Below are 23298 nucleotides of genomic sequence, written 5' to 3' on the forward strand. Positions count from 1 at the left end.
GCACGTCCATAGTTCAAGATCGGGTTATTCCAGGACCTGGATGATGCGATGCGTCTTCGGCTCGACGATCACGCGTCGCTCGTTGACGACGGTATAACCGTAGCCGTCAATATCAGGCACGGTATGCACTTCGACGGTATCGGGCAGCGTCGTGCCGACCGCGATGTCGCCTTCATAGACGACGGAAGGTGTGTTTTGCTCCATCACATAGGTGCGCACCTCGCCGGGCAATACGACTGAGCCGGTCGGTGCGGGATCGGTGACGATGACGGTGCTCTGCGCGAAGGCGGCAGAGCTGATGGTCAGCATGGCGGCCGCAGCCAGCATGGTCTTGCGCATTGGATTTCTCCTTTTCCTACCTAAGACATCAAGGCAACGCTGGCCATGCGGCATAGTTCCCCGCGGCTTTTCGCAACAGCAGTGACAGACGCAATGAGAGCATTTAAGTTGTTACTAAATTAATTTTTGCATCATACGGTTGATCTGCCTGAACAGCGTTCGAAAAGAGCCCAGATGGTGATGTTAGAGCTCGCTTGTTTACTTTTCGCTAACCATGTTGGACGTTTATTCTGAACGGACGACCAACCGGTCGTTGATTCGACGATCCGTCGCGTTTCGGCTTGCGAATGGATCTCTAGAAAGACGATTGCGGCGGCTCGAGACATGCGCTTGCGGAAAACAATATTGCTGGTGGCCGTGGCGGGCATGATGGCCGGCTGCACATCGACAGGCGGTGTGCGCCAGCCTTCCGCGCCGGAAACCGTGGCGCCTGAAAAGGCGCTGGTCCTGCCGCCGCCGGGCGGCCCGTCGATCGTCAGCGTCGTCGAGCGCAAGCGCGGCAACGGCGTCGAGCAGACGATCTCGCTGTTTACCTCATCCTCCGTGCCCGGTCAGAATTCCCTGAAGGTCCAGTTCTTCGGCGCTTCCGGGGCCAATCCCGGCGCCGGCAATGCCGGCTTCAGCAAGATCAATGAGAGCGGCATTGCCCGCGAGGTGGCCCGTTCGGCCCCCGGCGTGCCGATGGCGACGTCGGCGACCTTCCTGCAGAACGCCTATGGCCCCTTCGGTTATGCCTCCGGCCGCAGCCGTGCCGGCGACACCTGCGTCTATGCCTGGCAGCAGATCCGCTCGAGCACCAACGCCAATACCCAGGCGCGTAATTTCGGCATGATCCAGCTGCGCCTGCGCCTTTGCGATGCGAGAGCGAGCGAGCGCCAGTTGCTCGGCATCGTCTATGGCTACACCGTCACCGGCACCTTCGACGGCGAGGTCTGGAACCCTTACGGCAATCCGCCGCCCGCCGACGTGGCGCTCGGGCGCACCGGCGCACCGATCTATCCCGACGAGGGCGGTTATCGCGCCAGCCCGATGCCGATCGGCTACGAGCCGGCGCCTGCCGTTGTCGGCCGGCCGCGGGCCGCTGCCGTTCGCAGCGCCTCGACCGCGCAACCAGCTCAAGGCGTCGCAGCGGTGCCGGCGCCTATCGGCCCGCGCGTGCCGCTGCCGGGAGAGGCGCCACTGACGAGCGCAAGGCCGGATGCGGCCGCCGCGCCAATCGAACAATCGGTAAGGGCGATCGGCGTCACCGTGCCTTCGCCGGACTGCATAGGCGACGCGGCCATGACGGCCGCCTGCCAGAGATAATGAGCATGCCCGCGGGCGCCAGATGATGCCCCGGTTGAGCAATTTCGAAGGAACGTCCATGCGCAAAGCCCGCAGTGTCATCATATGGGCCGTGGTTTCGCTCTGCATGATCGTGCTGATCACGCTGCCGGTCAACCTGCAGACCCAGCTCATCACCAGCATCACCGTCGTGACAGTCATGGCGCTGATCAAGGTGCTGAAGGGCGAGGGGACCTGGCGCCTGGTGGCGCTCGCCTTCGGTACGTCGATCGTGCTGCGCTATGTCTACTGGCGCACTACCAATACGCTGCCACCTGTGAATCAGCTGGCAAATTTCATTCCCGGCCTGCTGCTCTATCTTGCCGAAATGTATAGCGTTGCGATGCTGGCGCTCAGCCTCTTCATCGTTGCCACACCTTTGCCGTCACGCCCCTCGCGTGCCGCCAAGAATGAGCGTTTCCCTCATGTCGACGTCTTCGTACCATCCTATAACGAGGATGCCGGCCTGTTGGGAAACACGCTGGCCGCCGCCAAGGCCATGGATTATCCGGCCGAGAAGTTGCATGTCTGGTTGCTCGACGACGGCGGCACCCTGCAGAAGCGCAATTCCGGCAAGCTGCTCGAAGCCCAGGCGGCTGCCGCCCGCCATATCGAGCTGAAGCAGCTCTGCGACGATCTCGATGTCCACTACCTCACGCGCGACCGCAACGAGCACGCCAAGGCCGGCAATCTCAACAACGGCATGAAACATTCGACCGGCGAACTCATCGCCGTCTTCGATGCGGACCACGCGCCGGCCCGCGATTTCCTGCTGGAGACGGTGGGTTACTTCGAAGACGATCCGAAGCTCTTCCTTGTCCAGACCCCGCACTTCTTTATCAATCCCGATCCGCTGGAACGCAACCTGCGCACCTTCGACAAGATGCCGAGCGAGAACGAGATGTTCTACGGCATCATCCAGCGCGGCCTCGATAAATGGAACGCCGCCTTCTTCTGCGGCTCGGCCGCGGTTCTGAGCCGCAGGGCGCTCGAATCCCAGAACGGCTTTTCCGGCATCAGCATCACCGAGGATTGCGAGACGGCGTTGGCGCTCCATGGCAGCGGCTGGAACAGCATCTATGTCGACAAGCCGCTGATCGCCGGCCTGCAGCCAGCCACCTTCGCAAGCTTCATCGGCCAGCGCAGCCGCTGGGCCCAGGGGATGATGCAGATCCTGCGCTTCCGCTTTCCGCTTCTGAAGCGCGGCCTGACGATCCCGCAGCGCTTCTGCTACATGTCCTCCACGCTTTTCTGGCTCTTCCCATTCCCGCGCACGATCTTCCTGTTTGCGCCGCTCTTCTACCTGTTCTTCGATCTGGAAATCTTCACCGCTTCGGGCGGTGAGTTCCTCGCCTATACGCTTGCCTATATGCTCGTGAATCTGATGATGCAGAACTACCTCTACGGGTCGTTCCGCTGGCCCTGGATTTCCGAGCTCTACGAATATGTCCAGACTGTGCATCTACTGCCGGCCGTCGTCTCCGTCATGCTCAATCCGAGGAAACCGACCTTCAAGGTCACTGCCAAGGACGAATCGATCGCCGTCAGCCGTCTGTCGGAAATCAGCCGTCCGTTCTTCGTCATCTTTGCGGTGCAGATCGTCGCGCTCATCATCACCATCTACAAGATTTATGCCGAGCCCTATAAGGCCGACGTCACGCTCGTCGTCGGTGGATGGAATGTCATCAACCTGATCATGGCCGGCTGCGCGCTGGGTGTCGTGTCGGAGCGCGGCGAGCGCGCCTCGTCCCGTCGCGTCAGGGTCAACCGGCGCTGCGAATTCGGCGCCAACGGCAAGTGGTACACGGCTTCGATCGAGGACGTCTCCGTCCACGGCGCAAGGCTTCACATCTTCAACAAGCAGCTCGACGAGATGCTGGTCGGCGCCGTCGGCGAAATTCGCTTCCGGCCCTATAGCGGCGCGGATCTGGAAACCCTGCCGCTCATCGTCCGCAATATCGAGCCGTCGGGCGACATCAGCAATGTCGGCTGTCAGTACGTGCCGAAAAGCGCGCTCGACCATCGCCTGATCGCCGACCTGATGTTTGCCAATTCCGGCCAGTGGACAGAGTTCCAGGCCTCGCGCCGGCGCAATCCTGGCCTGATCCGCGGCACTATCTGGTTTCTCGGCATGTCGTTCTACCAGACGAGCCGCGGCCTCGTTTACTTCTTCCGCAGCATGCGGCCGGAGCGAGAAGCCCAGCAGCAGGCGGCAAAGGTCAACGCCGGATGAGAAGCATCGTAGCCGCCTCGCTTCTCCTGCTGAATGCCTCCGCCTTCGCCCAGGCGCAGACGGCCCCCTTCGACATGTCCGGCGAGCGGCCGCCCGGTGCGTCCGTTACCCCGCGTTTGGCGCCGCCTGCGGCGGCTGCGCCGGTTCCCGTCACTCCGCCGGTTTCCGTCATACCCGCGCCCGCAACCTCGGCTGCTCCTGTTCCTCCGTCGATCGCCGTCCAGCCGCAGCCGACGGCGCCTGCGCCACAACCAGCCGCCATGGCAAATACCGCCGCGCCGCCTCGCCCCGGCGATGTCCGCCGCTTTGTCGTGCCCTTTTCGAAACTCGGCCTCGGCGGCGAATACGACCGCCGGTCATGGTCGGTCTATCTGACGCCGGAGCAGGCGGCGGCCAAGGCAAGCTTCACCTTCGCCTACCAGAATTCGATCGTCGTCGCGCCTGAGGCCTCGGTGCTGACCGTCTATCTCAACAACCGCCCGATCGGCCAGCAGCGCGTCGGCTCGCCGGATGGCTCTTCGGCCGTCACGTTCGAGGTTCTGCCCGGTCTGCTGCAGCCAGGCGCCAACCTCGTCACCTTCGAAGCCGATCAGCGCCACCGCACCGATTGCAGCATCCAATCGACTTATGAACTGTGGTCGAACATCGATCCGGCCGGAACCTATCTGAGCTTTGCCGGCAGGGATGCCGCCCAGCTATCGAGCGCCGATGCAATCCGCGCCATCGGCGTCGACGGCGCCGGCAAGACGGAATTCGACATCGTTGTCCCGGCGCTGGAGCAGCCGGGAACCACCAAGCCGCTGCTACGGCTGGCGCAGGGCCTGTCGGTGCTGAGCAGCATGCCGAACCAGATCTTCGCCTTCAGCACCGCTTCGCTTCCGGCTGGCGGGCCTGGCAAGCTCAGCGTGCTCGTCGGTACCGCAGCCGAACTGCGGCCGCTCTTTCCTGGCCTGCCGCCCGGCGCCGAAAGTGCAGCACTCGCCGCTTTCGTCACCGATCCGCGCAGCGGCTCGCCGGTACTTCTGATCAGCGGCCCCTCCTGGCAGGCGGTCTCGTCGGCGATCGATACCATCGTCTCGCCGACAGATCGGTCCTCGGACGTCCGCCGCGACGTGCTGACCACCGAGCGCTGGAGCGCGCCGAACGCGCCGCTGGTCTTTTCCGATACCAACATCGCCCTGTCTCAGCTCGGTGTGAAGACCACCGAATTCTCCGGCCGGCGGTTGCGGACCAGCTTCAATATCGCTGTACCGGCCGATTTTTATGCCAATGCCTATGGCGAGGCGAAGGTGCTGCTCGACGCCGCCTATACCGATAACGTGATGCCCGGCAGCCACATCGATATCTACGTCAATGACAACATCGCCTCCACCGTGCCGATCACCACGACATCAGGCGGCATTCTCCGTCATCTGCCGATCCGCGTGACAATGCGACACTTCAAGCCCGGCCTCAATTCGATGGCGATCGAGGCGATCCTGATGACCAAGGACGATGCGGCTTGCGCGCCGGGCGCGACCGCCGGCGCCACCCCGCGCTTTGCCCTGTTCGATACCTCAGAGCTGCAGATTCCGGATTTCGCCCGCGTCGGTCAGCGTCCGAACCTGGCCGCAATGGCCGGCACCGCCTATCCCTATGGCCGGGCCACGGAGCCGACGCCGCTCTTCATCGACCGCATCGATGCCGACACGCTTTCGGCTGCCGCCACGCTGCTCGGCCAGATGGCCATCACCGCCGGCCATCCGATCGCCGTCGAAACCGTCGCCTCGCCGAATACGATCGGCGATCGTGATGCGATCTTCATCGGCTCCATCTCGCAGATGCCGACAACGGCGCTGTCGCAGACCAATATCTCCACGACGAGCCAGGCCTCGTGGCGTCCGGTGGCCGATACGCAGCCGGGCGTCGTCGATACCGGTACGGCCTTCGAGGAGTGGAACTCCAAGGTCAGCGGCGGTGTCTTGCACAACCGGGTCACCGCCTTCCGCGAGTGGCTGTCGCGCAATTTCGATATCTCCCGCAGCTCGCTGCAATTCATCCCCGGCGCCGAGCAGATTTTCACGCCGGCCAACGCCGACACGCTGCTGGTTGCACAGGGCTCCAGCCCCGCGGGAGCCGGCGCCTGGACCGTGGTGGCGGCGCCGTCGGCGAAGGATTTGCGCGAAGGGCTCGAGGTTCTGACCGCGCAGCTGAACTGGCCGCAGATATCAGGCCACATCACCACCTATTCGAGCAAGACAGGCAAGATCGAAACCGTGCCCGTCACCCGTTTCGATTTCGTGCCGTCCACCCCCTGGTCGATCGCCAATTACCGCCTGATCGCCGCCAACTGGCTGTCGACGAATATCCTCTCCTACGCCTTCCTGCTGGTCGTCTTCGTGCTGCTGATCGGGATCACCACCTCGAGCATGCTCAGAAAACTGGGCCGGTCCAAATGAGGCGGTGGCGCGCGCTCCTGCTGGCGGCAACGGTCGCGTTCGCGGCCGCGAGCCCGCCTGCCGTTGCCCAGCAGGCGATGATCAATGCCGGCGCATGGGCGGCCTACAAGGCGAAGTTTCTCGATGCGACCGGCCGCATTATCGATAACGGCAACGGCAATATCAGCCATAGCGAAGGACAGGGTTATGGCATGCTGCTCGCCTATCTCTCAGCCAGTCCCGCCGATTTCGAACAGATCTGGTATTTTACCCGCACCGAGCTGCTGCTGCGCGACGATGGCCTGGCCGTCTGGAAATGGGATCCGAACGTCAAGCCGCACGTCACCGACACCAACAACGCCTCGGACGGCGACATGCTGATCGCCTATGCGCTGGCGCTTGCCGGCACGGCGTGGAAACGCAACGACTATATCCTCGCTGCCTCCCGAATGGCGCAGGCGCTGCTTGCCGAAACCGTTGTGCACGCGGCCGGCCACACACTTTTGTTGCCGGGGAGCCAGGGTTTTGCCGCTACCGACCGTGAGGACGGCCCCGTCGTCAACCCGTCCTACTGGATTTACGAGGCGATCCCGGTGATGGCGGCGCTCGCTCCGTCGGATGCCTGGCAAAAACTGTCGGATGATGGCCTAACGCTGTTGAAGACGATGCAGTTCGGCCCGCGCAAGCTTCCCGCCGAATGGGTGAGTCTCAGCGGCCAGCCGCAGCCGGCGCAGGGTTTCGACTCCGAATTTGCTTATAACGCCATCCGCATCCCGCTCTATCTCGCTCGTGGCGGCGTCACCGACAAGGCGCTGCTGACCCGTCTGCAGCAGGGAATGTCGCAAGACGGCGTTCCCGCCACCATCGATCTGACCACCGGCCGGACGAAGACTGTGTTGCCGGACGCAGGTTATCGAATTGTTAACGATGTTGTGGCCTGTGTAGTCGATGGGACCAAGTTGCCGATCTCGGCCCTGCAATTTGCGCCCACACTCTATTATCCGTCCACGCTTCAGCTGTTGGGGCTGGCCTATATTGGGGAGAAGCATCCAGAGTGTCTGTGAAGTCTTCTCTCGTGGCGGTTTCAGCGGCAGTCGTGGTGGCAACCCTCGTCACCGGGCTGAAAGATCGTGCCGCTCTGCAGGAAAAATTCGGCCTTGGGTCTGCCGGCAAGCCGGCACCGGAGCTGATGATGATGGGCCGCATCAAGCCGGAGGTTCCTGCCGGCAATTCCGAATTCAATGCGCAGCTCGTCGCCGACAAGATCGAGGCGATCACTTCGCCGTCGCCGTCACCACCGGACACGTCCGATTCGGATGCCGCTGAACCGCAGCCTGCAGCACCGCAGCCTGCGGCACCTCAGACGGCTGCTCCGCCGGCTCAGACCGTCGCCCAGCCGGCACCAGTGACACCCCCAATCGTTTCCGCGCCGCCGGCTCCGCAACAGGCGGCCGCGGCGCCGCAGCCTGCCGTCGATGAAAGTGCGCTTCGTTATTTCGCCAGCCGCGGCGACAAGGTGCGCCTGCAGGCCGAGATCTCCCGCCTTCAGGCGCTCTATCCGAACTGGGTCCCGCCGGCCGATCCGCTCGCCGTGCCGCAGAATGGCGACAAGCAGCTCGAGGCCATGTGGCAGCTCTATTCGGATGGCCGCTATGCGGAGCTGCGCAAGGCCGTCGCCGACCGCCAGGCAACCGATGCCGGATGGCAGCCGCCGGCCGATCTGCTCGACCGGCTTGACGTCGCCGAGGCCCGCGCCCGCCTCGTCAATGCTTCGGACCTCAAGCAACATGCGACTGTGGTCGATATCGCTGCTGCAACACCGAGCCTGCTCACCTGCAGCGAGATCGATGTCCTCTGGCGCGTCGCCGAAGCCTTCATCCAGACGGAGAGGGCGCAGCGCGGCCAGGACGCCTACGCTTATATCCTGAAGAACTGCACCAATCCGGCCGAGCGGCAGGCGACGGTCGAGAAGGCCTCGACGCTGCTTGCCTACCAGCCGATGCAGGCGCTGCTCGCGCTGGAGAGGCCTGCTGCCGACGGCAGCAAGGAATTCAATGCGATTCGCGACAACCTCGCCCGACGCTTCATGGCCGAGGGCGATGACGATCCGAATCTCGCCATCGCGCCCGATTATATCGCCCGCCTCGAAAAACTCGCCGGGACGGAGGGGCTTGCCTCCGATGCGCTGCTGCTCGGCTGGTACCAGCTTCGCCGCAACAATGATGCCGATGCCGAGAAATGGTTCCGTGCCGCTCGAGCCAAGCAAGATTCGGCGACCGCTTCGCAGGGGCTGGCGCTGGCGCTGATCGCCCGCAAGGCGCCTGAGGAAGCCGAGGACGTGATGTTCCGCTGGCGCGCCGATTCCGACGACGCGACATCAACCTATCTCGCCGCTACCGCAAACCTGATGGCGTTGGAGCCGCCGGCCGATCTGGCCGAAGACGTGCTGCACCGCATCGCCACCGAGGTCATCGCCCGGAAATATGTGCCGACGGCGCAGCAATTCGGCTGGTATGCCCGTTCCCTCAACCAGTTCCAGACCGCCGCACGCTGGTTCGAGACGGCGCTTGCCTGGAAACCCGATGACGAACCGTCCGCCTATGGCCTTGTCATCACCCGCGAGCAACTGAGCGACCGCAAGGGCGTACTCGACCTCCAGCGTGCCTGGACCGGCCGGTCGAGCCGGATCACTAACCTCGAAGACACGTCGTCCCTGATGCCGAATGCTGTCACGCAGCCGCCGGCGAAGGGGGGGCTTGCCGCACAGCAACCGGCTCAGCCGACGCAGCGTCCCCCGGCCGAGCCGCTTCCGGCCGAGCGCCGCGTCACCCTGCAGCCGGGGTCGGAAGTAGTCGTTCGCGCGGCAGGGCCATCTATGGAGACGGTCAACGTCCCACGCGGTCCGCGCCAGACGCGCGGCTGCTCGACGACAATCGATGCGGGGCAGCTTAAGCCGGCCGACGCGCTGTCGCGCGGCTGGTGCCTGATGGATATCAACCGGCCGATGGAGGCGATCTCGGCCTTCGAGGCGGCATTGCAGAGTCCGGCCCGCAAGGTCCGCGAAGACGCAGCCTATGGCCAAAGCCTTGCCTATCTGCGCGCCGGCCTCTCCGGCAATGCCGCCGTTGCAGCCACCAAAGCACCGCAGAACCGCCAGCGCGCCGCCGAGCTTCAGGTGGCGATCCTCGCCGACCGTGCGCTTTCAGCCTTCGACGCCGGCCGTTACCGCGAAACCCTCATCTATCTTGATCAGCGTGCCCAGCTGCAGCAGGAGCGCATCGACCTGATGGTTCTGCGCGGCTACTGCTACCTCAATCTCAAAATGTACGGCGATGCGACCCGTATCTTCGAAGCCGCTGCCGCGACCGGCAGCCGCGACGCCGCCCGCGGTCTTGCCGACGTCCGTAACGTCACCCACCCAGACACCAACAACTGACGTTGACGCCGTTTCCGCTCTCCGCTAGTCGCTTGCGTAGCTTCTAAATACCACAGCGTCCCTTTGCACGTCTTCAAAGACGCGCGGCGCTGTGACACGCAAGGAAACGCCCCGTGCCCGCTCTCCATGACATCCTCAACAGATCCTATGACGCCTTCCTTTTCGACATGGACGGAACGCTGCTGAATTCTATTGCCGTCGTCGAACGCGTCTGGAGTGAATGGGCAAGACGCCATGGCTTCGAGCCGGCGGTCTTCTTGAAGACGATCCATGGCATCCGCGCCTCCGATGTGATCCGCGGACTCGGCCTGCCCGGCGTCGATCCGGCCCATGAGGCGGATCTGCTGCTCGCCGAGGAAATGGAGGATGTCTCCGGCATCGTCGAAATCCCCGGCGCCGTCCGCTTCCTCTCCGCCATCGCCGAGGGCCGATGGGCAATCGTCACTTCGGCGCCGATCGAGCTCGCCAGGCGCCGCATGGAAGCCGCCGGCATTCCGATGCCGAAGGTCATCGTCAGCGGTCAAGAGGTCAAATCAGGCAAGCCCAGCCCCGAAGGATATCTGCTCGGCGCAAGCCGCCTCGGCGTCGATCCGAAAAAATGCCTGGTCTTCGAAGATGCCGTCGCCGGCATTCTCGCCGGCGAAGCCGCCGGCGCCGACGTTACCGTCATCACCGAAACGCACGCCACGCCCTTCGAAACGCCGCATTTTTCGATCGCCAACTACCAGGCGTGGCAGCCCATCCAAACCGCCGAAGGTCGGCTGAAGCTCGCCGCGATCTGAGCATTGCGGCAAACTACTCCCTTTTTGTTGGAGGCAAGGTTTTTCCGCTTGCATTGCACGCGCTGAAAAACTAAACGAAACAAGCCGTTTCGGCAGGTCGGGGCGTAGCGCAGCCCGGTAGCGCACTTGACTGGGGGTCAAGGGGTCGCTGGTTCGAGTCCAGTCGCCCCGACCATTTATCCCCTTGAAATCCCAGTCAGAATGTCACTTTTTCGTCCCGCTGCCGGCGGAGAAGGCGACGAGGCATTGGCAGAAATGCTAAAACGGGAGCCGAACGCCCCGAACGAAAATGTCATTTGTTCATGTTGTAGACGAGCTTTAGCGCCGCCATTGCAAGCGGCGGCGGGGCTTCGACCGCTTTCAGTACGGTTTCTGAGCGATCGCGATCATCGATTTCGCCAGCAGCGGAATTCTCCCGACATATTCGAAGTCGACGGCTTCGAAGCCCGTTTCGACCAGGAGTGTGCTGAGCGTTTCGGGAGACCAGAATTTGATATGGCCATGGTCCTTCAGAGGCATGAAATGGTCGTCCATCTTTCCGCTGACCGCCAATGCCAGATTTTTCCAGTAGCCGTGAAAAGGCGTCGACATAACCGCGATGCCGCCAGGCTTTACCAGATCATACATGGTGGCCGAGAAAGCCTTAGGATCATAAACATGCTCCACCACCTCGAGGCTTATCACCGCATCGAAGGTCCCATACCGGCTGGAAAGATCTTCGTATCCGGAGCCGATTTCCAGCGGAAGATCGGGGTGGGCGGTTCTCGCTTTCGCGATGCCGTCCTGGGAGGGATCGACGCCGACGACGTCATAGCCTTTTTCCGCGAGCACGGCGGCAGCACCGCCGGTGCCGCAACCGAGGTCGAAGACCGCTGTTTCTCTTGCCTCCTGGAAACTGTTCTCGAGAACATCGACAACGGCCGGCAGAATATAGGAATGGGCGGTCGCCGGTTTGGCGTGTATATAGGTAGTAGCGTCCAGTTCGATAGACATTTTACCTCCTGAAAACCTGAAGAAGTGAGCCGCCAATGGTACGGCGGACTTTGACGGGAGTGTGGTGTCGTTGTGGTATTACGGTGATTAACGCCGAAGGCGTTCGTGGCGACTAAGCGTCACTGCCGATTGGCAGCACCGACAGCGCGAGACATTCTCCAGCACGCCCGACGCTCGCCCGCCGGATCCCGAAGCTGATTGACAGGGTGCCCTGAAGATGCTGAAAACGGCCCGCGTTCAGGTTTGCCGCATTTTCGTGGTTCAAAGCGCCGCTGCATCCGGCTCCGCCCGCTTCGACCATTTAAACTAAATAATGTGATGAAATACCCTTTGAAGGTGCATCGCAAATAAATCCTTTAGTTCTTTTTGGTACTGCCTCAGTTGGGAGAGGTGGTATTTGTTGCTGTTTGTTAATGTTATACCCAGTTTTGAAGTTAACAACCCAATTTTGGATTGAAAAAAACCTGAAGCCTCTTCGCATTCTCGGGAATATGTGTAGATTAACATTGTCCCTGTCACAGATAGCCTAGTCGAGCATGACGGATATGAAGCACAATCTAACTTGCAGGCAGAGCCTCGCCAGCGCGTTCCAGGCTCTGTCGGACGAGGCCGTCAAAGCCGGCTGGTCGGAAGGCGATGTCGCCCTCGCGCTTGCCGAGCTCGCCGAGGAGCGGGTAGTCGAGATTACCGCCAGGGTGATCATGGAGGGCTCCATCCATCCCCAGTTGGTCGCCGCTGGCGGCCGTAACGGCTAACCGCTCTTACACCAGCAGTCCCGCCGTCTTCGCTGCCGTGATGAAGGAAGCCTGTGCTGCGCCTGGGCTGCGCAGTCCATCGAGCGCATCCAGGCAGTGCTGGCGCGCAACGCGATAATCGCGCCCGCGCTTGCTCGGCCACCGTTTCAGATATTCGACGGCGTCCCAGACGGTGGAAACGATCAGGCTGCTGTTTGGAGAAACGACCCGGACGGGGGAGGGAAAGCGTTTTTCACTCACGTCTGCACTCACTGATTCCTGCTACCAAACGCGGCCAGAACGCGCGGGATAAAATTTTGTTCCATGATTTTGTTCCACAAGAATTTGCGTAGTTGCTAAAGTTCAGACCCTCGCGCATAATCACTTTAGGGTCGGTTGCGGAGGGCGGCCGGCGATGCAAGCGTGGATGCGTTTGCCCTCGGAGGAGATGCGGCGTGATGTTACGATCATCAATTCATCCGCATGATTTGCCGTTATTTTCGGAAGATCTCGATCTGCTTTCGCAAGTGCTCGAAAAGGTATGCGACGAACGCGGCCTCGCCAGGACGACGCCGGAGGCCGAGCGGATCGGTGCGGTCATCATCCAGCTCTACAGGCAGGGCGTGAAAGACGGCGGCAAACTCGCCGACCTTGCAAAAACCTATCTCTAAAGATCAGTTCTGCTCGATCGAGACACCGTTCTTACCGATGCTCATCTCGATGCCTTGAGGCTTGCTTTCCTCGTGGAAGATATAGGCGCCGAGGCCGATGACGGCGACGACAAGAACACCGATGATGACGTAGAGACCATTGCTGCGGTTCAAGAAACTGCCCCCGATATGTTATAGGCCCCGATATGTTGTGGGACAGCGAAACGCGCGGGCGTCCGATTGGTTCCGTCAGTCGTCGTTGGCGGCGTTGAGATTTTCCGGCCGGATGCCGTCATCGCTGGAGGTGCGTGCTCGTAACCGGATACCGGGGCCGCCTTCATCCTGATTGCCGCTCGACAGGAAGATGATGCCGTTCGCCTCGAGGGTGCTGCGCACGTCGAACAGCGCGTGCGGCTCACCCGCGAATTCGCCGTTTTCCAGCGCCATCACGGTCTCGACCGGCAGGCCGCTGGCGGCGGCGAGCTCTTCGATGCTCATTCCGATCATGGCGCGGGCGCCGCGTATCTGCGTTGCTGTTATCATGATAGAAAATCTAGCGCATTTCCAGCGCTTCTCAAGTGGCGGCGCTGCACGTTGGCTCTCAGGCACGCGCTCTTCAAACTTCCCTCAATTTTACACCAAATAGATCGTCATGCATGCGCTCAACCGCGATCCCCATTCCTCCCATCAGGGCGGCGCGGTTCCCAAAGCGACTGATCTCGATGCGCGGCGGATAAGGCGTACAACGCGGCAGGAAACCGCGGATGGCATTGACGAGTTCCAGTCTTGCGCCGATGCTGCCGCCGGTGATCACCAGTTCAGGATCGAGAGCCGCTCCGATTGCAGCAATAGCGACTGCGACCAGCCGTGCCGTCTCTTCGATGGCAGCCGCAGCACTTGTTTCTCCTGCATTAAACGCGGCGAAGAGATCGGCCACAGTGGAGGCGTTACGCCCGCCGAAACCGACGTAGCGGCGCAACATCGCGACGCTGCCGACCGCACTCTCAAAGGTTCCAAGCGTAAATCCGCCAGGATCAAAAGCATCTCCGCCGATCGGAAGATAGGCGATTTCGCCGGCTGCCCCACGCGCGCCGCGCAATAGCGTTCCGTTGGCGATGATGCCCATGCCGACGCCCGTTCCGAGAGCAACGAAAGCAAAATTGCTGGTTTCGATACCGTGTCCCCGCCATCTCTCCCCTTGCGCGGCCAGGTTGACGTCATTTTCAACGATCACCGGTATCCCCATTCTGTCGCTGAAGACTTGCCGCAGATTTATGGCATCGATGCCGGGGATGCTTGGCGCTACGTTGATATGCCCGGTGGCCGGATCGAGCACACCAGGACTGCCTAGAACGACGAGACGGAGTTTGTCGGCAGTCGTCCCGGCCGCAAACGCGAGTTCCACGATAAGATCGCTGAACTGATTGACGAGATGCACTCCGCCGCGCGGGTCGGTGGGTACTTTGGTTTCAGCAACCACGTTCCCCAATAGATCGCAAATAGCCGCAGCAATCTTGGTGCTCCCGAGATCGATAGAGACCGCCAGTCCCGCCCTGGCATTGATTTCATAGGTGATCGCATTCCGGCCCGGACGACCATCAGTCTGCCCGACTGGTTTCAGCCATCCGTCATCCTCAAGGTCGCGCACGACATCGGAAATCGTCTGCTTTGATAAGCCGGTTAGCTTGGCAATATCGGCGCGGGAGATCGACCCGTTCGCGAACACGGTTCGGATGACGGCATTGGTTGAAATTTTTCGTGCGATCGGAGTCTGTGCGACAGAAGATGTCATTGCCATCCGGCTAGCTCAGTCCAATTAGTTCGGAGCGCATACTTAATGGGGCGATATTGGATCACAACCATCGCCAATAGCCGAGATTCAATACATCGAAGCAGGCCATTTGTCTATGTCCTTGACAAATGAGAGACCAACTGTAGGCTTGAATTAACGTGCGATGAAAATGCGCGATGCAATAAAGAGGGTCGATGAGAAGTATGCGCCATAGGTATCGTCTGATTAGCCGTGCGCCCGCCAAGATCGTCCAAAGAGGAACTGGCCTGGGCTTATCTGGCTATTTCCTTTTTCGCGTGCCGCCGACCCCTTAAACCCGGCTTCCGAGGATTTGCTCATGATGAAGCCCTCGACTGATGGACAGCTTTTCGCCGAGCAGCCAGTTTTACTGCCGATGATGGTATCATGCCTTCAGGCCGACGTTCATCCGGATGGGCACGCTGACGTCACCGTGTGGGGAGCAGGCAGCTTTGGGCGTGTGAGATTTTCTCCAATCAAGGGTGCTCACATCCATGAGACGGGGCCCTTCTGTGCTTCGGAGAAGCCAGGAAATGCTTCAACCCAATCCTGCATCGATCCGCATTGCGAAGGCGACCGAGCCATCCTGCTCGAATTCGGAAAAACCGAGGTGACGGTAGAAACCCCTGGCGCGTTCGTTGTTTGGGTCGACCCCGAGATGCACGCCGCCGACCCCGTGATTTCGAAGCGCCTGAAGCTCCGTGCCGATCATCCTGCGCCCCCAACCGCTCGCCTGGCGTCCGGGAAGGATGTTGATGTGAAGATGCGCCGGGTACTGGTCTTGAAGCCACGCCGTTCCGCTACGCGGATTTTGAATTCGTTCCATCACGTCGGCGTCGCGCGGACGGGTGGGTGCCAGTCCCGCAATCTGCTGGCGGACGAACGGCCACCAGTTTGTCTGCAAGTCTCTGTCGAACCTGCTGGTGTCCGGCACCCCTACGACATAGCCGGCCGGCCGGCCGTCCTGAACGAGAACAAAGGCAAAGTCCTTGGCGAATTTGAGGTAGGGTACCGACCAGATGTAGCCGGGCAGATGCGGGTCGCTATAAAGCGCGCCGGCATCCTCACCGCCATTCGCGGTTTTCAGGCAGATGTCGAAAAAGGCATCGATATCCGCTTCAATCGCGGGGCGGATGAAGCAGCTGGTGTCCATCACTTTGCCACCTCCTGCGTGGCGCTTTGTCATTTTGGGTCGCGAGAGGAGCGGATGCATTGACGATTACCCCAGATTCGCCAGCCAGGCAAAGCTCTGGGGGAAGAAAACGTTCGGCCGCTGCTTGGCGCAAGGCCTGAGCGGGGAGTGGAAAATAAACCAGATGAGGTGGAGCAGATGACAAGAACCGTGAAATCGATCAGCATACTGCCGGCATACGGATTGAAAGCAGCTGTCGCGCTTGCTGGCGCGGCGCTTTTGAGTTTTGGCCTTTCGACAGCCGCGCGCGCCGACGACCTGGCCGTGTGGGATGACCAAACCTATGAAGGTCAGAGTGCTGTTATAGAGCAGCTCAACAAGGAGTTTGAAGCTGCCCATCCCGGCGTCACGATCAAACGCACCGCCCGCACCTTTGATGACATGAAGTTGACGCTGAAGCTTGCGGTTTCGGCAGGTGATGGCCCTGTCATCACCAAAGTCAACCAGGGTGCCGGTGACATGGGGGCGATGGTCAAGGAGGGATTGCTTCTGCCGGTCGACGACGACATCAAAAAATATGGCTGGGATAAACTCCAGTCGGATTCCGTGCTTGCTCGAGACCGCTGGGAGGATGGAAAATTTGGGGTCGGTAAGACCTACGGCATATCAGGTCTCGCCGAGATCGTTGGCCTCTACTACAATAAAAAAATCCTCGCCGATGCGGGAGTAGCGCTGCCGCAAACCTTCGAGGAGCTGTTGGCCGGTCTCGACAAGCTGAAGGAAAAGGGCGTTCCGCCCTTCATGATGGGCTCTGCAAAGCAACATCTGGCCCTGCACATGATCGGCGCCATCGACCAAGCGCATATCGACGCCAGCAATCGCGCAGAGCTTGACGATCTGATTTACGGACGTGGCGGCTCCTGGAACACCAAGGGGAACATCGAATCCGCCAAACTCGTGCAGCAATGGGCACAGGGCGGTTATTTTTTCCTCGGTTTCGAAGGCATCTCGGGTGACGACGCCGTCCAGCTTTTCATTTCCGGGCAGGGCGCGTTCCTGATCTCCGGGACCTGGTATTTCGGTGACATGCAACACAATCCGGATATCGGCTTCATGGCGATTCCCGCTCCGAAGGGTGTTTCCAAACCCATGAGTGTCGGGGGCGTGGATCTTGCCTGGGCGATAACGAGCCTTGCCAAAAGCAAGCCGACACAGGACCTAGCCGGCGCATATATCGATTATATGGTCTCAGAAAAGGCTGCTGAAACCTGGGCCAATGCTGGCTATCTTCCGGCTACTTCGCTCGCGGCTGACGCAAAGCCAAAGCTCACGCCGCTCCTCACTTCCGGCATCGAAATGTGGAAGACACTCAACGCAAACGACGCTCTCGGCCATTACCCCGATTGGTCGAGCCCAACGATGCTGAAGACAATAGACGACAACACGCCGCTTCTTCTGTCCGGCAATATCACGCCCGAAGCCTTTGTCGATGCTATGGACAAGGATTATCAGGCGTACCTGAAGGACAAGAAATAAAAATTGCGGGCGCTGGTCACGGCCGTCCCTGGCTGTCGTGGCCTCAGTCGGGTCGATCCAAATAAATGAGCACTGCGATCGGCTTGCTGCGCGATGACCACAGCTTTGGCTTTATGGAGTAATGGATGAAACGCTCCGCACTTGACGGCTCGCAACGGACCAATTTTATCTATTTATTGCCTGGATTGCTGTTCTACGCGGCTTTTGTCTTTGGACCGATCGTCGCGGCTTTGGGTTTGAGCCTGACCAGTTGGGACGGCTTGAGCATGCCCAAGTGGGTTGGTTTGGGCAATTACGCCGATCTTTTTTCTGACAGCCGTTTTTATATTGCCTTGCGTAACAATGCCGAGCTTATGATCTTCTATTGTGTCCTGCCGCTCGTGCTCGGCATAACTCTTGCCGCTTGCGTCTGGAATCTGAAGCAGCGCGAACAACTCGCCCTGCGCACCTTCCTGTTCCTGCCTTATATCATGCCGACTGCCGTGTTGGGCATCATCTGGGCATGGCTCTACAATCCCGCATTTGGCCCGTTCAATCAGTTTCTGAGAGCGGTGGGGTTGGGCGCCTTCGCGCTCCCGTGGTTGGGCGATTTCAATTTTGTGCTTCCCGCGGTCGGGATCGTTGCCACTTGGTATTTCTTCGGTTTTTGCATGGTCATCTTCCTGACCGGAATTCAGCGCATCGACCCGTCTCTTTTCGACGCTGCCAAGGTCGATGGCGCTTCGGGGCGAAAAACCTTTTTCTGGATAACGCTGCCGCTTCTCTTGCCTGAAATAAGGGTGGTTTTGCTGCTGACGGTCATCGCGTCAATCAAAAGCTTCGACCTGATTTTTACAATGACCCGGGGCGGACCCGCCAACGCGACGCTCGTCCCGAACATCTACATGTATCAGCTTGGCTTCGAGCTTAATCGGTTCGGCGCTGCGGCGGCCATCGCCATTGTCGGCGCTATACTCACATTCGTCATCAACTACGCAATTCACCGGCTGGTGGGCTCGCAGAACAAAGGACGGGCTTGATGAGCCGTTGGTCTAACATCCCCGCCGGTACGCTATTCCTTCGCATTGTCCTCTGGCTTCTTGCTTTCGTGACGATCACGCCGTTCCTGCTGCTGCTTCTAACCTCAATAAAGAGCAAGGCCGACGTTCTGCAGGGTGCGTTCGCGCTGCCGGCATATCCGCATTTCGAAAATTACGTCGATGCCTGGAATGCCGGACATTTCAATATCTACTTCTGGAATTCGATCATCGTTGTCATACCCGTCGTTGCTGCAAGCGTCTTTCTAGGCCTGCTGACCGGTTTTGCCTTCGCCTACCTGTCATTTCCGCTCCGGCGTACGCTGTTCGCTATTCTGACGCTCGGCATGATGGTGCCGGCGGAAGCCTTCATCATCCCGCTTTATTATGAAATGCGGTATCTGGGATTGATCAATACCTATGCGGCTCTGATTTTGCCGCAGATCGCGATGTCGATACCGTTCTCGACGATCTTCCTCGCCAGCGCGATGCAGCAACTGCCGGAAGAAGTTCTCGAAGCGGCGGTTCTCGATGGCGCCGGACGCTTCTATATCCTGCGCAAGATCGTTATCCCACTCATGGTGCCGGCAATGTCGACACTGGCGCTGTTCCTGTTCATATGGACCTGGAACGAGTTTCTCATTCCGTTCATTCTGGTCAATGACGACGCCTATCGGACGCTGCCCCTCGGCATGTTGTTTTTCCAGGGACGTTACACCGTCAACACGCCGGTTCTGACCGCCGGCGCGGTGATTGTCATTTTCCCGCTCATCGTGACTTATCTGGTTTTCCAGCGACGGTTCATTGCCGGCCTGACGGCAGGAGCGACGAAATAGACAGCCGATTCGGTCGGCGGCAAGACCCTACGCCGCTCCCCTCATTCTTCGTTCGCGCTTGTGGCGCACTTCCAGCGCCGCGCAGCCCCAGACCGTGCCAAGCAGCAGATAGACATGGCGCCAGTGGTCGATATCGATGACGTTGCCGATTGTCGCATGGCCGAGAACCGAGATCCAGGCGATCATCAGGAACGGCTGCCACGGCCGGTCGAGCAGCAGGTTTCGGAAGCCGAGAGCCAGCGTCCAGACAAGCATGCCGACATAGCTGACGAAGCCGAGCCAGCCATAGGAGGTGAGCGATTTCAGCCAGATATTGTGCTCGTCCTCGGGAAACATCGTGCCGAACACCAGCGGGCCGATGCCGAGCGGCCGCTCCATCATCATCGTGAAGCCGATCCGGTGGCGCTCGAAGCGACCGAGATGTTCGCCGTCATATTGCTGTACCAGCTGGGCGCGCGCCGAAAACAGTTCGGCGACCTTCGGGATCTGCAGCGCCACCAGCAGCGACGCGATCAGCATGATGATCGCCGCCAGCGACAGGACCAAGACGCGCAAGCGAAAGGCGCCGCTGCGCTCCTTCAACAGCATGATGAAGATCAGCAGCACCACGCCGAGCGCAAAGAGCCCCCAGGCGGCGCGAGAAAAGGAGAGGAAAATGCCGAGCGCAAGCACCAGCAGGGCGGCGGCCTTCAGCGGCGATTTCTTCAGGTCGCCGACCAGGATGCCGTGGACGAGATAGAGCGATGGCGGCACCAGGAAGGGGCCGAAGACGTTGGGGTCCTGGAAGGCGCCCTTGGCACGGTCGTAGAGCGTGAAGATTTCCGCGCCCGGAAAGGCGTGGAAATAGCCGAGTATGCCGAGCGCGGAGGTGGCGACGGCGGCAAAGGTCCAGGCATTGAAGATCAGCGGCAACCGCTTGTGGCTGTCCTCGATGATTGCCGCGTAGAAGACCGCCGTCAGCGCCAGGAAGGTCGACACCGCGATATACATCGGCGCGGTTGCCAGGTCCTTCATCTGCGTCAGCGACAGCATGCCGCCGATATTGAAGGTCAGCAGCAGGGCCAGCAGCGGCGCCACGCCGCGCGAAATCCTGAGGCCCAGGATGAACCAGAGGCCGATCAGCCCCGCCATCCAGAGTTCATAAGGTGCCGGCTCGTCGATCACGAAACCGGAAAGGAAGACGCCGAAGGCGACGAAGGCCGAGCCGATCAGGCGCAGCGTCATCCGCTGCGGTTGGGCGACACGGGGATATGTCGCCTCGATCGCGGTCAATAGGCGTTTTCCGTGTTGAGCAGCCGGATCGGTGTCAGGAACAGGATCTTGAGATCGAACCAGAGCGACCAGTTCTCGATGTAATAGAGGTCGTAGGCCGTGCGGAACTTGATCTTCTCGTCATTGTCGACTTCGCCGCGCCAGCCGTTGATCTGCGCCCAGCCGGTGACGCCCGGCTTGACGCGATGGCGGGCGAAATAACCCTCGACGACATCGCCGAAGGCGCGGTCGCGCGCCTGAGCGAGAACGGCGTGCGGACGCGGGCCGACGAGCGAGAGATCTCCCCTCAGCACGTTGAAAAGCTGCGGCAGTTCATCGATCGAGGTCTTGCGGATGAAGCGGCCGACGCGGGTGACACGCGGATCGCCCTTGGTCACCGCTGCCTTGCCGGTGGGGTCGGCCATGTTGGTGTACATCGAGCGGAACTTGAAGACGTTGATGATTTCATTGTTGAAGCCGTGGCGCTTCTGCATGAAGAAGATCGGGCCTTCCGACGTTGCCTTGATGGCGATCGCGGTCGCGACCATGATCGGCCAGAGCAGCGCAAGTGCGACGATCGTGAAGAAGATGTCGAAACCGCGCTTGGCGACGGAATCCCAGTCGCGGATCGGCTTCTTGAAAATATCGAGCATCGGCACCGAGCCGACATGCGAATAGGCGCGCGGCCGGAAGCGCAGCCGGTTGGCATGCGCGGCAAGGCGGATATCGACCGGCAGAACCCAAAGCTTCTTCAAAAGGTCGTAGATACGGGCCTCGGCCGACAGCGGCAGGGCGATGATCAGCATGTCGATGCGCGTTAGCCGCACGAATTCGACGAGTTCGGCGACGGTGCCGAGCTTCGGATAACCGGCGACCATGATCGGCGAGCGTTTCTCGCCGCGGTCGTCGAAGATGCCGCAGATGCGGATGTCGTTGTCGGCCTGCTGTTCGAGGACGCGGATCAGATCCTTGGCCGGCTCGCCGCCGCCGACGATGACGGCACGGCGTTCCATGATGCCGTTGCGCGCCCAGTTGCGGATGCCGTAGGCGACGAGGAAGCGCTCGGCCGCGAGGAAGAGAGCGCCCGCAGCAAACCAGACGATATAGGCATCGACCATCGCCGATGTCGTGCCGCGAAGAAGTGCGAACAGGCCGGTGGTGAGGACAAACGCGATCGTCCACGCAACGAGGATGCGCGGTATCAGACGCAGCTTGGAGCGAAGTGCCGGAATTGTGTAAGTATCGGCAAGCTGCAGGCTGATGACGGTCAAGGCCGAGGCAATCGCCGCCATGCCCGCCCGCATCAACGGGGAATCGCCGCCGTCGCCTGGGCTGAAATAATAGGTGATCAGAGCTATCGCAAAGAGCGCCAGGAATTCGAGCAGCCGCAATTGCCCGATGATGATCGTTGGCGAACGGGTTCCGTCACGGAACTGTTCGGCGATCTGCCGGGCATAGGGGTTGATCTCAGTCGGATCGGAAGGCTTCTCCTGACCCGCTTCGCCGCGCACCTCGATGTCGGAAACCTGCTTGCGCAGTGCGTCCACGTCGAATTGATCGCCTTTTTCCAGCTTGTTCATGGGGTTTCATCGCTCGTTGTTACCCAAGCGAAATAGCAGAAAGCCCCTAAGAAACATTTACGAGGCCACAGGCAATACTTGGCCGGCAGCGGGATTGACGAGCTCTTGGTACAATTTCAGGACATCACGCGCCATGACGGCGGAGGAAAACACCGCCTTCACCGCCTCGGGCTTCGGCATCGTCCTGGCGTGCCAGTCGGGCGTGCTCAGCGTTTCAGCCATGACGCGGGCGAGATCGTCGGAATTGCCGGGCTCCACCAGTGCTGCGCTTTCGGCGCCGAGCACCTCTGGAATGCCGCCGACACGGCTTGCGATGATCGTCTTGCCGGCGCCTAGCCCCTCGAGCACAATATAGGGCATGGCTTCGGCGCGCGAGGGAACGACGAGGTTCTGCGCCATGGAGAAGGCTTCGTGGACCCGCATTGCCGGCAGCATGCCGATGCGTTTGCCAAGGCCGCGTTCGACCATCATCTCACGGTAGCGGTCGCGATCCGGCCCGTCGCCGATCATCAGCGCCGACAGTGGCCTGCCGAGCAGCCGTTCGGTCTTGGCGAAGGCATCGACAAACAGATCGGGACCTTTGAGGTCCCGCAGCATTCCCACATAGATGAAATGCACGGCATCCGAGCGGGTCGGGATCGGCTCGAAATCGCGCTCGCCAATGCCGTTGTAGATCAGTCTCGTCTTCGTCCGCGGCTTACCCACCTTGCGCGCATAGATGTCGCGCTCATATTCGCAGATGAAGACCAGCGCATCGGTGAAATATTCCTGCAGGCGCTCCATCCTGAGGACGAACTGTCCGCTGAGCGAGGAGCGCGAATAATGCAGGCTTCCGCCATGCGCGGTATAGAGGCGGGCTACGCGATACCTGTTCACCCGCAACGCTGAGCCGGCAAGTCGCGCGAGCACACCGCCCTTGGCGCCGTGCCCGTGCAGCACATCCGGCCGCAAACTTTTGATTTTCTTGTATGTATCCCACATCGTCGCAATATCGGACGGGCTGATCGACCGCCGGATCGGCACGCGTGTCAGGCCGAGCGAGAGATAGGGACGGATATCGTCGAACAGGCTGTCCTCGTACTCGCCGCCGGTCGAGCTGTCGCAGAGGATGCCGATTTCATGGCCGGCCTTGCTGTGTTCCTCGACGAGATCGCGGACATGGCGGAAAATTCCGCCGACCGGCGACCTGAAGCAATGGAGGATGCGGAGCGGCTGCTGTTCTGCCATCGC

General features: G+C 60.7%; 21 protein-coding genes and 1 tRNA gene. 12 read left to right on the forward strand and 10 right to left on the reverse strand.

Annotated features, from left to right (window positions below):
• Positions 1-24 precede the first annotated feature (24 nt).
• Entirely contained in the window at positions 25-339 is a 315-nt protein-coding gene (locus AC25BC_RS06715) for a DUF1236 domain-containing protein (RefSeq protein WP_012756907.1), read from the reverse strand.
• 324 nt (positions 340-663) lie between these two features.
• Here AC25BC_RS06715 and bcsN point away from each other — a divergent pair, with 324 nt between their 5' ends.
• The 7 genes from bcsN (at position 664) to AC25BC_RS06750 (ending at position 10705) form a co-directional block, all read left to right on the forward strand.
• Positions 664-1644, forward strand: a complete 981-nt coding sequence (bcsN, locus tag AC25BC_RS06720) for a cellulose biosynthesis protein BcsN (RefSeq protein ID WP_026157311.1) — start codon at positions 664-666, stop codon at positions 1642-1644.
• A 58-nt stretch (positions 1645-1702) separates the two neighbouring features.
• Entirely contained in the window at positions 1703-3895 is a 2193-nt protein-coding gene (gene bcsA, locus AC25BC_RS06725) for a UDP-forming cellulose synthase catalytic subunit (RefSeq protein ID WP_012756909.1), read from the forward strand.
• On the forward strand, positions 3892-6333 hold the full coding sequence (locus tag AC25BC_RS06730) for a cellulose biosynthesis cyclic di-GMP-binding regulatory protein BcsB (protein WP_012756910.1): 2442 nt from the start codon (positions 3892-3894) through the stop codon (positions 6331-6333). The genes bcsA and AC25BC_RS06730 overlap by 4 nt, the downstream gene beginning before the upstream one ends.
• Positions 6330-7376, forward strand: coding sequence for a family 8 glycosyl hydrolase (locus tag AC25BC_RS06735; RefSeq protein WP_012756911.1), 1047 nt, complete (start codon positions 6330-6332; stop codon positions 7374-7376). Before AC25BC_RS06730 ends, AC25BC_RS06735 begins: the two co-directional genes overlap by 4 nt.
• Positions 7373-9748, forward strand: coding sequence for a hypothetical protein (locus AC25BC_RS06740; RefSeq protein WP_012756912.1), 2376 nt, complete (start codon positions 7373-7375; stop codon positions 9746-9748). The genes AC25BC_RS06735 and AC25BC_RS06740 overlap by 4 nt, the downstream gene beginning before the upstream one ends.
• Before the next feature lie 113 nt (positions 9749-9861).
• Positions 9862-10530: an HAD family hydrolase gene (locus tag AC25BC_RS06745; protein WP_012756913.1), complete on the forward strand. Its 669-nt coding sequence runs from the start codon at positions 9862-9864 to the stop codon at positions 10528-10530.
• 98 nt (positions 10531-10628) lie between these two features.
• Positions 10629-10705: transfer RNA gene (locus tag AC25BC_RS06750), tRNA-Pro, on the forward strand.
• A 185-nt stretch (positions 10706-10890) separates the two neighbouring features.
• Here the strand turns inward: AC25BC_RS06750 and AC25BC_RS06755 are convergent.
• On the reverse strand, positions 10891-11523 hold the full coding sequence (locus tag AC25BC_RS06755; RefSeq protein WP_012756914.1) for a class I SAM-dependent methyltransferase: 633 nt from the start codon (positions 11521-11523) through the stop codon (positions 10891-10893).
• Positions 11524-12059: 536 nt separating this feature from the next.
• Between AC25BC_RS06755 and AC25BC_RS06760 the strand changes: the two genes are divergently transcribed.
• Positions 12060-12278 carry a hypothetical protein gene (locus AC25BC_RS06760; RefSeq protein ID WP_020486948.1) on the forward strand — a complete coding sequence of 73 codons (219 nt, stop codon included), beginning with the start codon at positions 12060-12062 and terminating at the stop codon, positions 12276-12278.
• 6 nt (positions 12279-12284) lie between these two features.
• Here AC25BC_RS06760 and AC25BC_RS06765 read toward each other — a convergent pair whose 3' ends face one another.
• Positions 12285-12518 carry a DUF982 domain-containing protein gene (locus AC25BC_RS06765; RefSeq protein ID WP_041935496.1) on the reverse strand — a complete coding sequence of 78 codons (234 nt, stop codon included), beginning with the start codon at positions 12516-12518 and terminating at the stop codon, positions 12285-12287.
• Between the two features lie 197 nt (positions 12519-12715).
• Here AC25BC_RS06765 and AC25BC_RS06770 point away from each other — a divergent pair, with 197 nt between their 5' ends.
• Entirely contained in the window at positions 12716-12928 is a 213-nt protein-coding gene (locus AC25BC_RS06770) for a hypothetical protein (protein WP_012756917.1), read from the forward strand.
• 3 nt (positions 12929-12931) lie between these two features.
• On the opposite strand, the gene AC25BC_RS06775 is transcribed toward AC25BC_RS06770, so the two are convergent.
• The 4 genes from AC25BC_RS06775 to AC25BC_RS06790 form a co-directional block, all read right to left on the reverse strand.
• Complete coding sequence (locus tag AC25BC_RS06775) at positions 12932-13081, reverse strand: hypothetical protein (protein ID WP_012756918.1); 150 nt, start codon at positions 13079-13081, stop codon at positions 12932-12934.
• Between the two features lie 75 nt (positions 13082-13156).
• Positions 13157-13450, reverse strand: a complete 294-nt coding sequence (locus AC25BC_RS06780) for a helix-turn-helix domain-containing protein (protein WP_003547265.1) — start codon at positions 13448-13450, stop codon at positions 13157-13159.
• Positions 13451-13523: 73 nt separating this feature from the next.
• Positions 13524-14705 (reverse strand): ROK family transcriptional regulator, encoded by a 1182-nt coding sequence (locus AC25BC_RS06785; protein ID WP_012756919.1) that lies wholly within the window; start codon positions 14703-14705, stop codon positions 13524-13526.
• Positions 14706-15255: 550 nt separating this feature from the next.
• Complete coding sequence (locus AC25BC_RS06790) at positions 15256-15870, reverse strand: GNAT family N-acetyltransferase (protein WP_020486949.1); 615 nt, start codon at positions 15868-15870, stop codon at positions 15256-15258.
• A gap of 177 nt (positions 15871-16047) precedes the next feature.
• Here AC25BC_RS06790 and AC25BC_RS06795 point away from each other — a divergent pair, with 177 nt between their 5' ends.
• The 3 genes from AC25BC_RS06795 to AC25BC_RS06805 all read left to right on the forward strand — a co-directional run bounded on the left by AC25BC_RS06795 (position 16048) and on the right by AC25BC_RS06805 (position 19237).
• Positions 16048-17385 (forward strand): extracellular solute-binding protein, encoded by a 1338-nt coding sequence (locus tag AC25BC_RS06795; protein ID WP_012756921.1) that lies wholly within the window; start codon positions 16048-16050, stop codon positions 17383-17385.
• 125 nt (positions 17386-17510) lie between these two features.
• Entirely contained in the window at positions 17511-18404 is an 894-nt protein-coding gene (locus tag AC25BC_RS06800) for a carbohydrate ABC transporter permease (RefSeq protein WP_113545979.1), read from the forward strand.
• Positions 18404-19237 carry a carbohydrate ABC transporter permease gene (locus AC25BC_RS06805; RefSeq protein ID WP_003558393.1) on the forward strand — a complete coding sequence of 278 codons (834 nt, stop codon included), beginning with the start codon at positions 18404-18406 and terminating at the stop codon, positions 19235-19237. Before AC25BC_RS06800 ends, AC25BC_RS06805 begins: the two co-directional genes overlap by 1 nt.
• 27 nt (positions 19238-19264) lie before the next feature.
• Here the strand turns inward: AC25BC_RS06805 and AC25BC_RS06810 are convergent, their stop codons facing one another.
• The 3 genes from AC25BC_RS06810 to AC25BC_RS06820 are packed head-to-tail and all read right to left on the reverse strand — an operon-like array spanning position 19265 to position 23295.
• The gene (locus AC25BC_RS06810; protein WP_012756923.1) at positions 19265-20509 is read right to left on the reverse strand and encodes an O-antigen ligase family protein; all 1245 of its coding nucleotides are present in this window, start codon (positions 20507-20509) and stop codon (positions 19265-19267) included.
• The gene (locus AC25BC_RS06815) at positions 20506-22068 is read right to left on the reverse strand and encodes an undecaprenyl-phosphate glucose phosphotransferase (RefSeq protein WP_012756924.1); all 1563 of its coding nucleotides are present in this window, start codon (positions 22066-22068) and stop codon (positions 20506-20508) included. Before AC25BC_RS06815 ends, AC25BC_RS06810 begins: the two co-directional genes overlap by 4 nt.
• Positions 22069-22125: 57 nt before the next feature.
• On the reverse strand, positions 22126-23295 hold the full coding sequence (locus AC25BC_RS06820) for a glycosyltransferase (RefSeq protein ID WP_012756925.1): 1170 nt from the start codon (positions 23293-23295) through the stop codon (positions 22126-22128).
• Positions 23296-23298 lie beyond the last annotated feature (3 nt).

The sequence above is a fragment of the Rhizobium sp. WSM409 genome, from assembly GCF_057653825.1.

Excerpts from the sequence above, each read along its gene's own strand:
- AC25BC_RS06715 (WP_012756907.1), bottom strand. The coding sequence starts at position 339 with ATGCGCAAGACCATGCTGGCTGCGGCCGCCATGCTGACCATCAGCTCT.
- bcsN (WP_026157311.1), top strand. The coding sequence starts at position 664 with ATGCGCTTGCGGAAAACAATATTGCTGGTGGCCGTGGCGGGCATGATG.
- bcsA (WP_012756909.1), top strand. The coding sequence starts at position 1,703 with ATGCGCAAAGCCCGCAGTGTCATCATATGGGCCGTGGTTTCGCTCTGC.
- AC25BC_RS06730 (WP_012756910.1), top strand. The coding sequence starts at position 3,892 with ATGAGAAGCATCGTAGCCGCCTCGCTTCTCCTGCTGAATGCCTCCGCC.
- AC25BC_RS06735 (WP_012756911.1), top strand. The coding sequence starts at position 6,330 with ATGAGGCGGTGGCGCGCGCTCCTGCTGGCGGCAACGGTCGCGTTCGCG.
- AC25BC_RS06755 (WP_012756914.1), bottom strand. The coding sequence starts at position 11,523 with ATGTCTATCGAACTGGACGCTACTACCTATATACACGCCAAACCGGCG.
- AC25BC_RS06760 (WP_020486948.1), top strand. The coding sequence starts at position 12,060 with ATGACGGATATGAAGCACAATCTAACTTGCAGGCAGAGCCTCGCCAGC.
- AC25BC_RS06770 (WP_012756917.1), top strand. The coding sequence starts at position 12,716 with ATGTTACGATCATCAATTCATCCGCATGATTTGCCGTTATTTTCGGAA.
- AC25BC_RS06780 (WP_003547265.1), bottom strand. The coding sequence starts at position 13,450 with ATGATAACAGCAACGCAGATACGCGGCGCCCGCGCCATGATCGGAATG.
- AC25BC_RS06785 (WP_012756919.1), bottom strand. The coding sequence starts at position 14,705 with ATGGCAATGACATCTTCTGTCGCACAGACTCCGATCGCACGAAAAATT.
- AC25BC_RS06790 (WP_020486949.1), bottom strand. The coding sequence starts at position 15,870 with ATGGACACCAGCTGCTTCATCCGCCCCGCGATTGAAGCGGATATCGAT.
- AC25BC_RS06795 (WP_012756921.1), top strand. The coding sequence starts at position 16,048 with ATGACAAGAACCGTGAAATCGATCAGCATACTGCCGGCATACGGATTG.
- AC25BC_RS06800 (WP_113545979.1), top strand. The coding sequence starts at position 17,511 with ATGAAACGCTCCGCACTTGACGGCTCGCAACGGACCAATTTTATCTAT.
- AC25BC_RS06805 (WP_003558393.1), top strand. The coding sequence starts at position 18,404 with ATGAGCCGTTGGTCTAACATCCCCGCCGGTACGCTATTCCTTCGCATT.
- AC25BC_RS06815 (WP_012756924.1), bottom strand. The coding sequence starts at position 22,068 with ATGAACAAGCTGGAAAAAGGCGATCAATTCGACGTGGACGCACTGCGC.
- AC25BC_RS06820 (WP_012756925.1), bottom strand. The coding sequence starts at position 23,295 with ATGGCAGAACAGCAGCCGCTCCGCATCCTCCATTGCTTCAGGTCGCCG.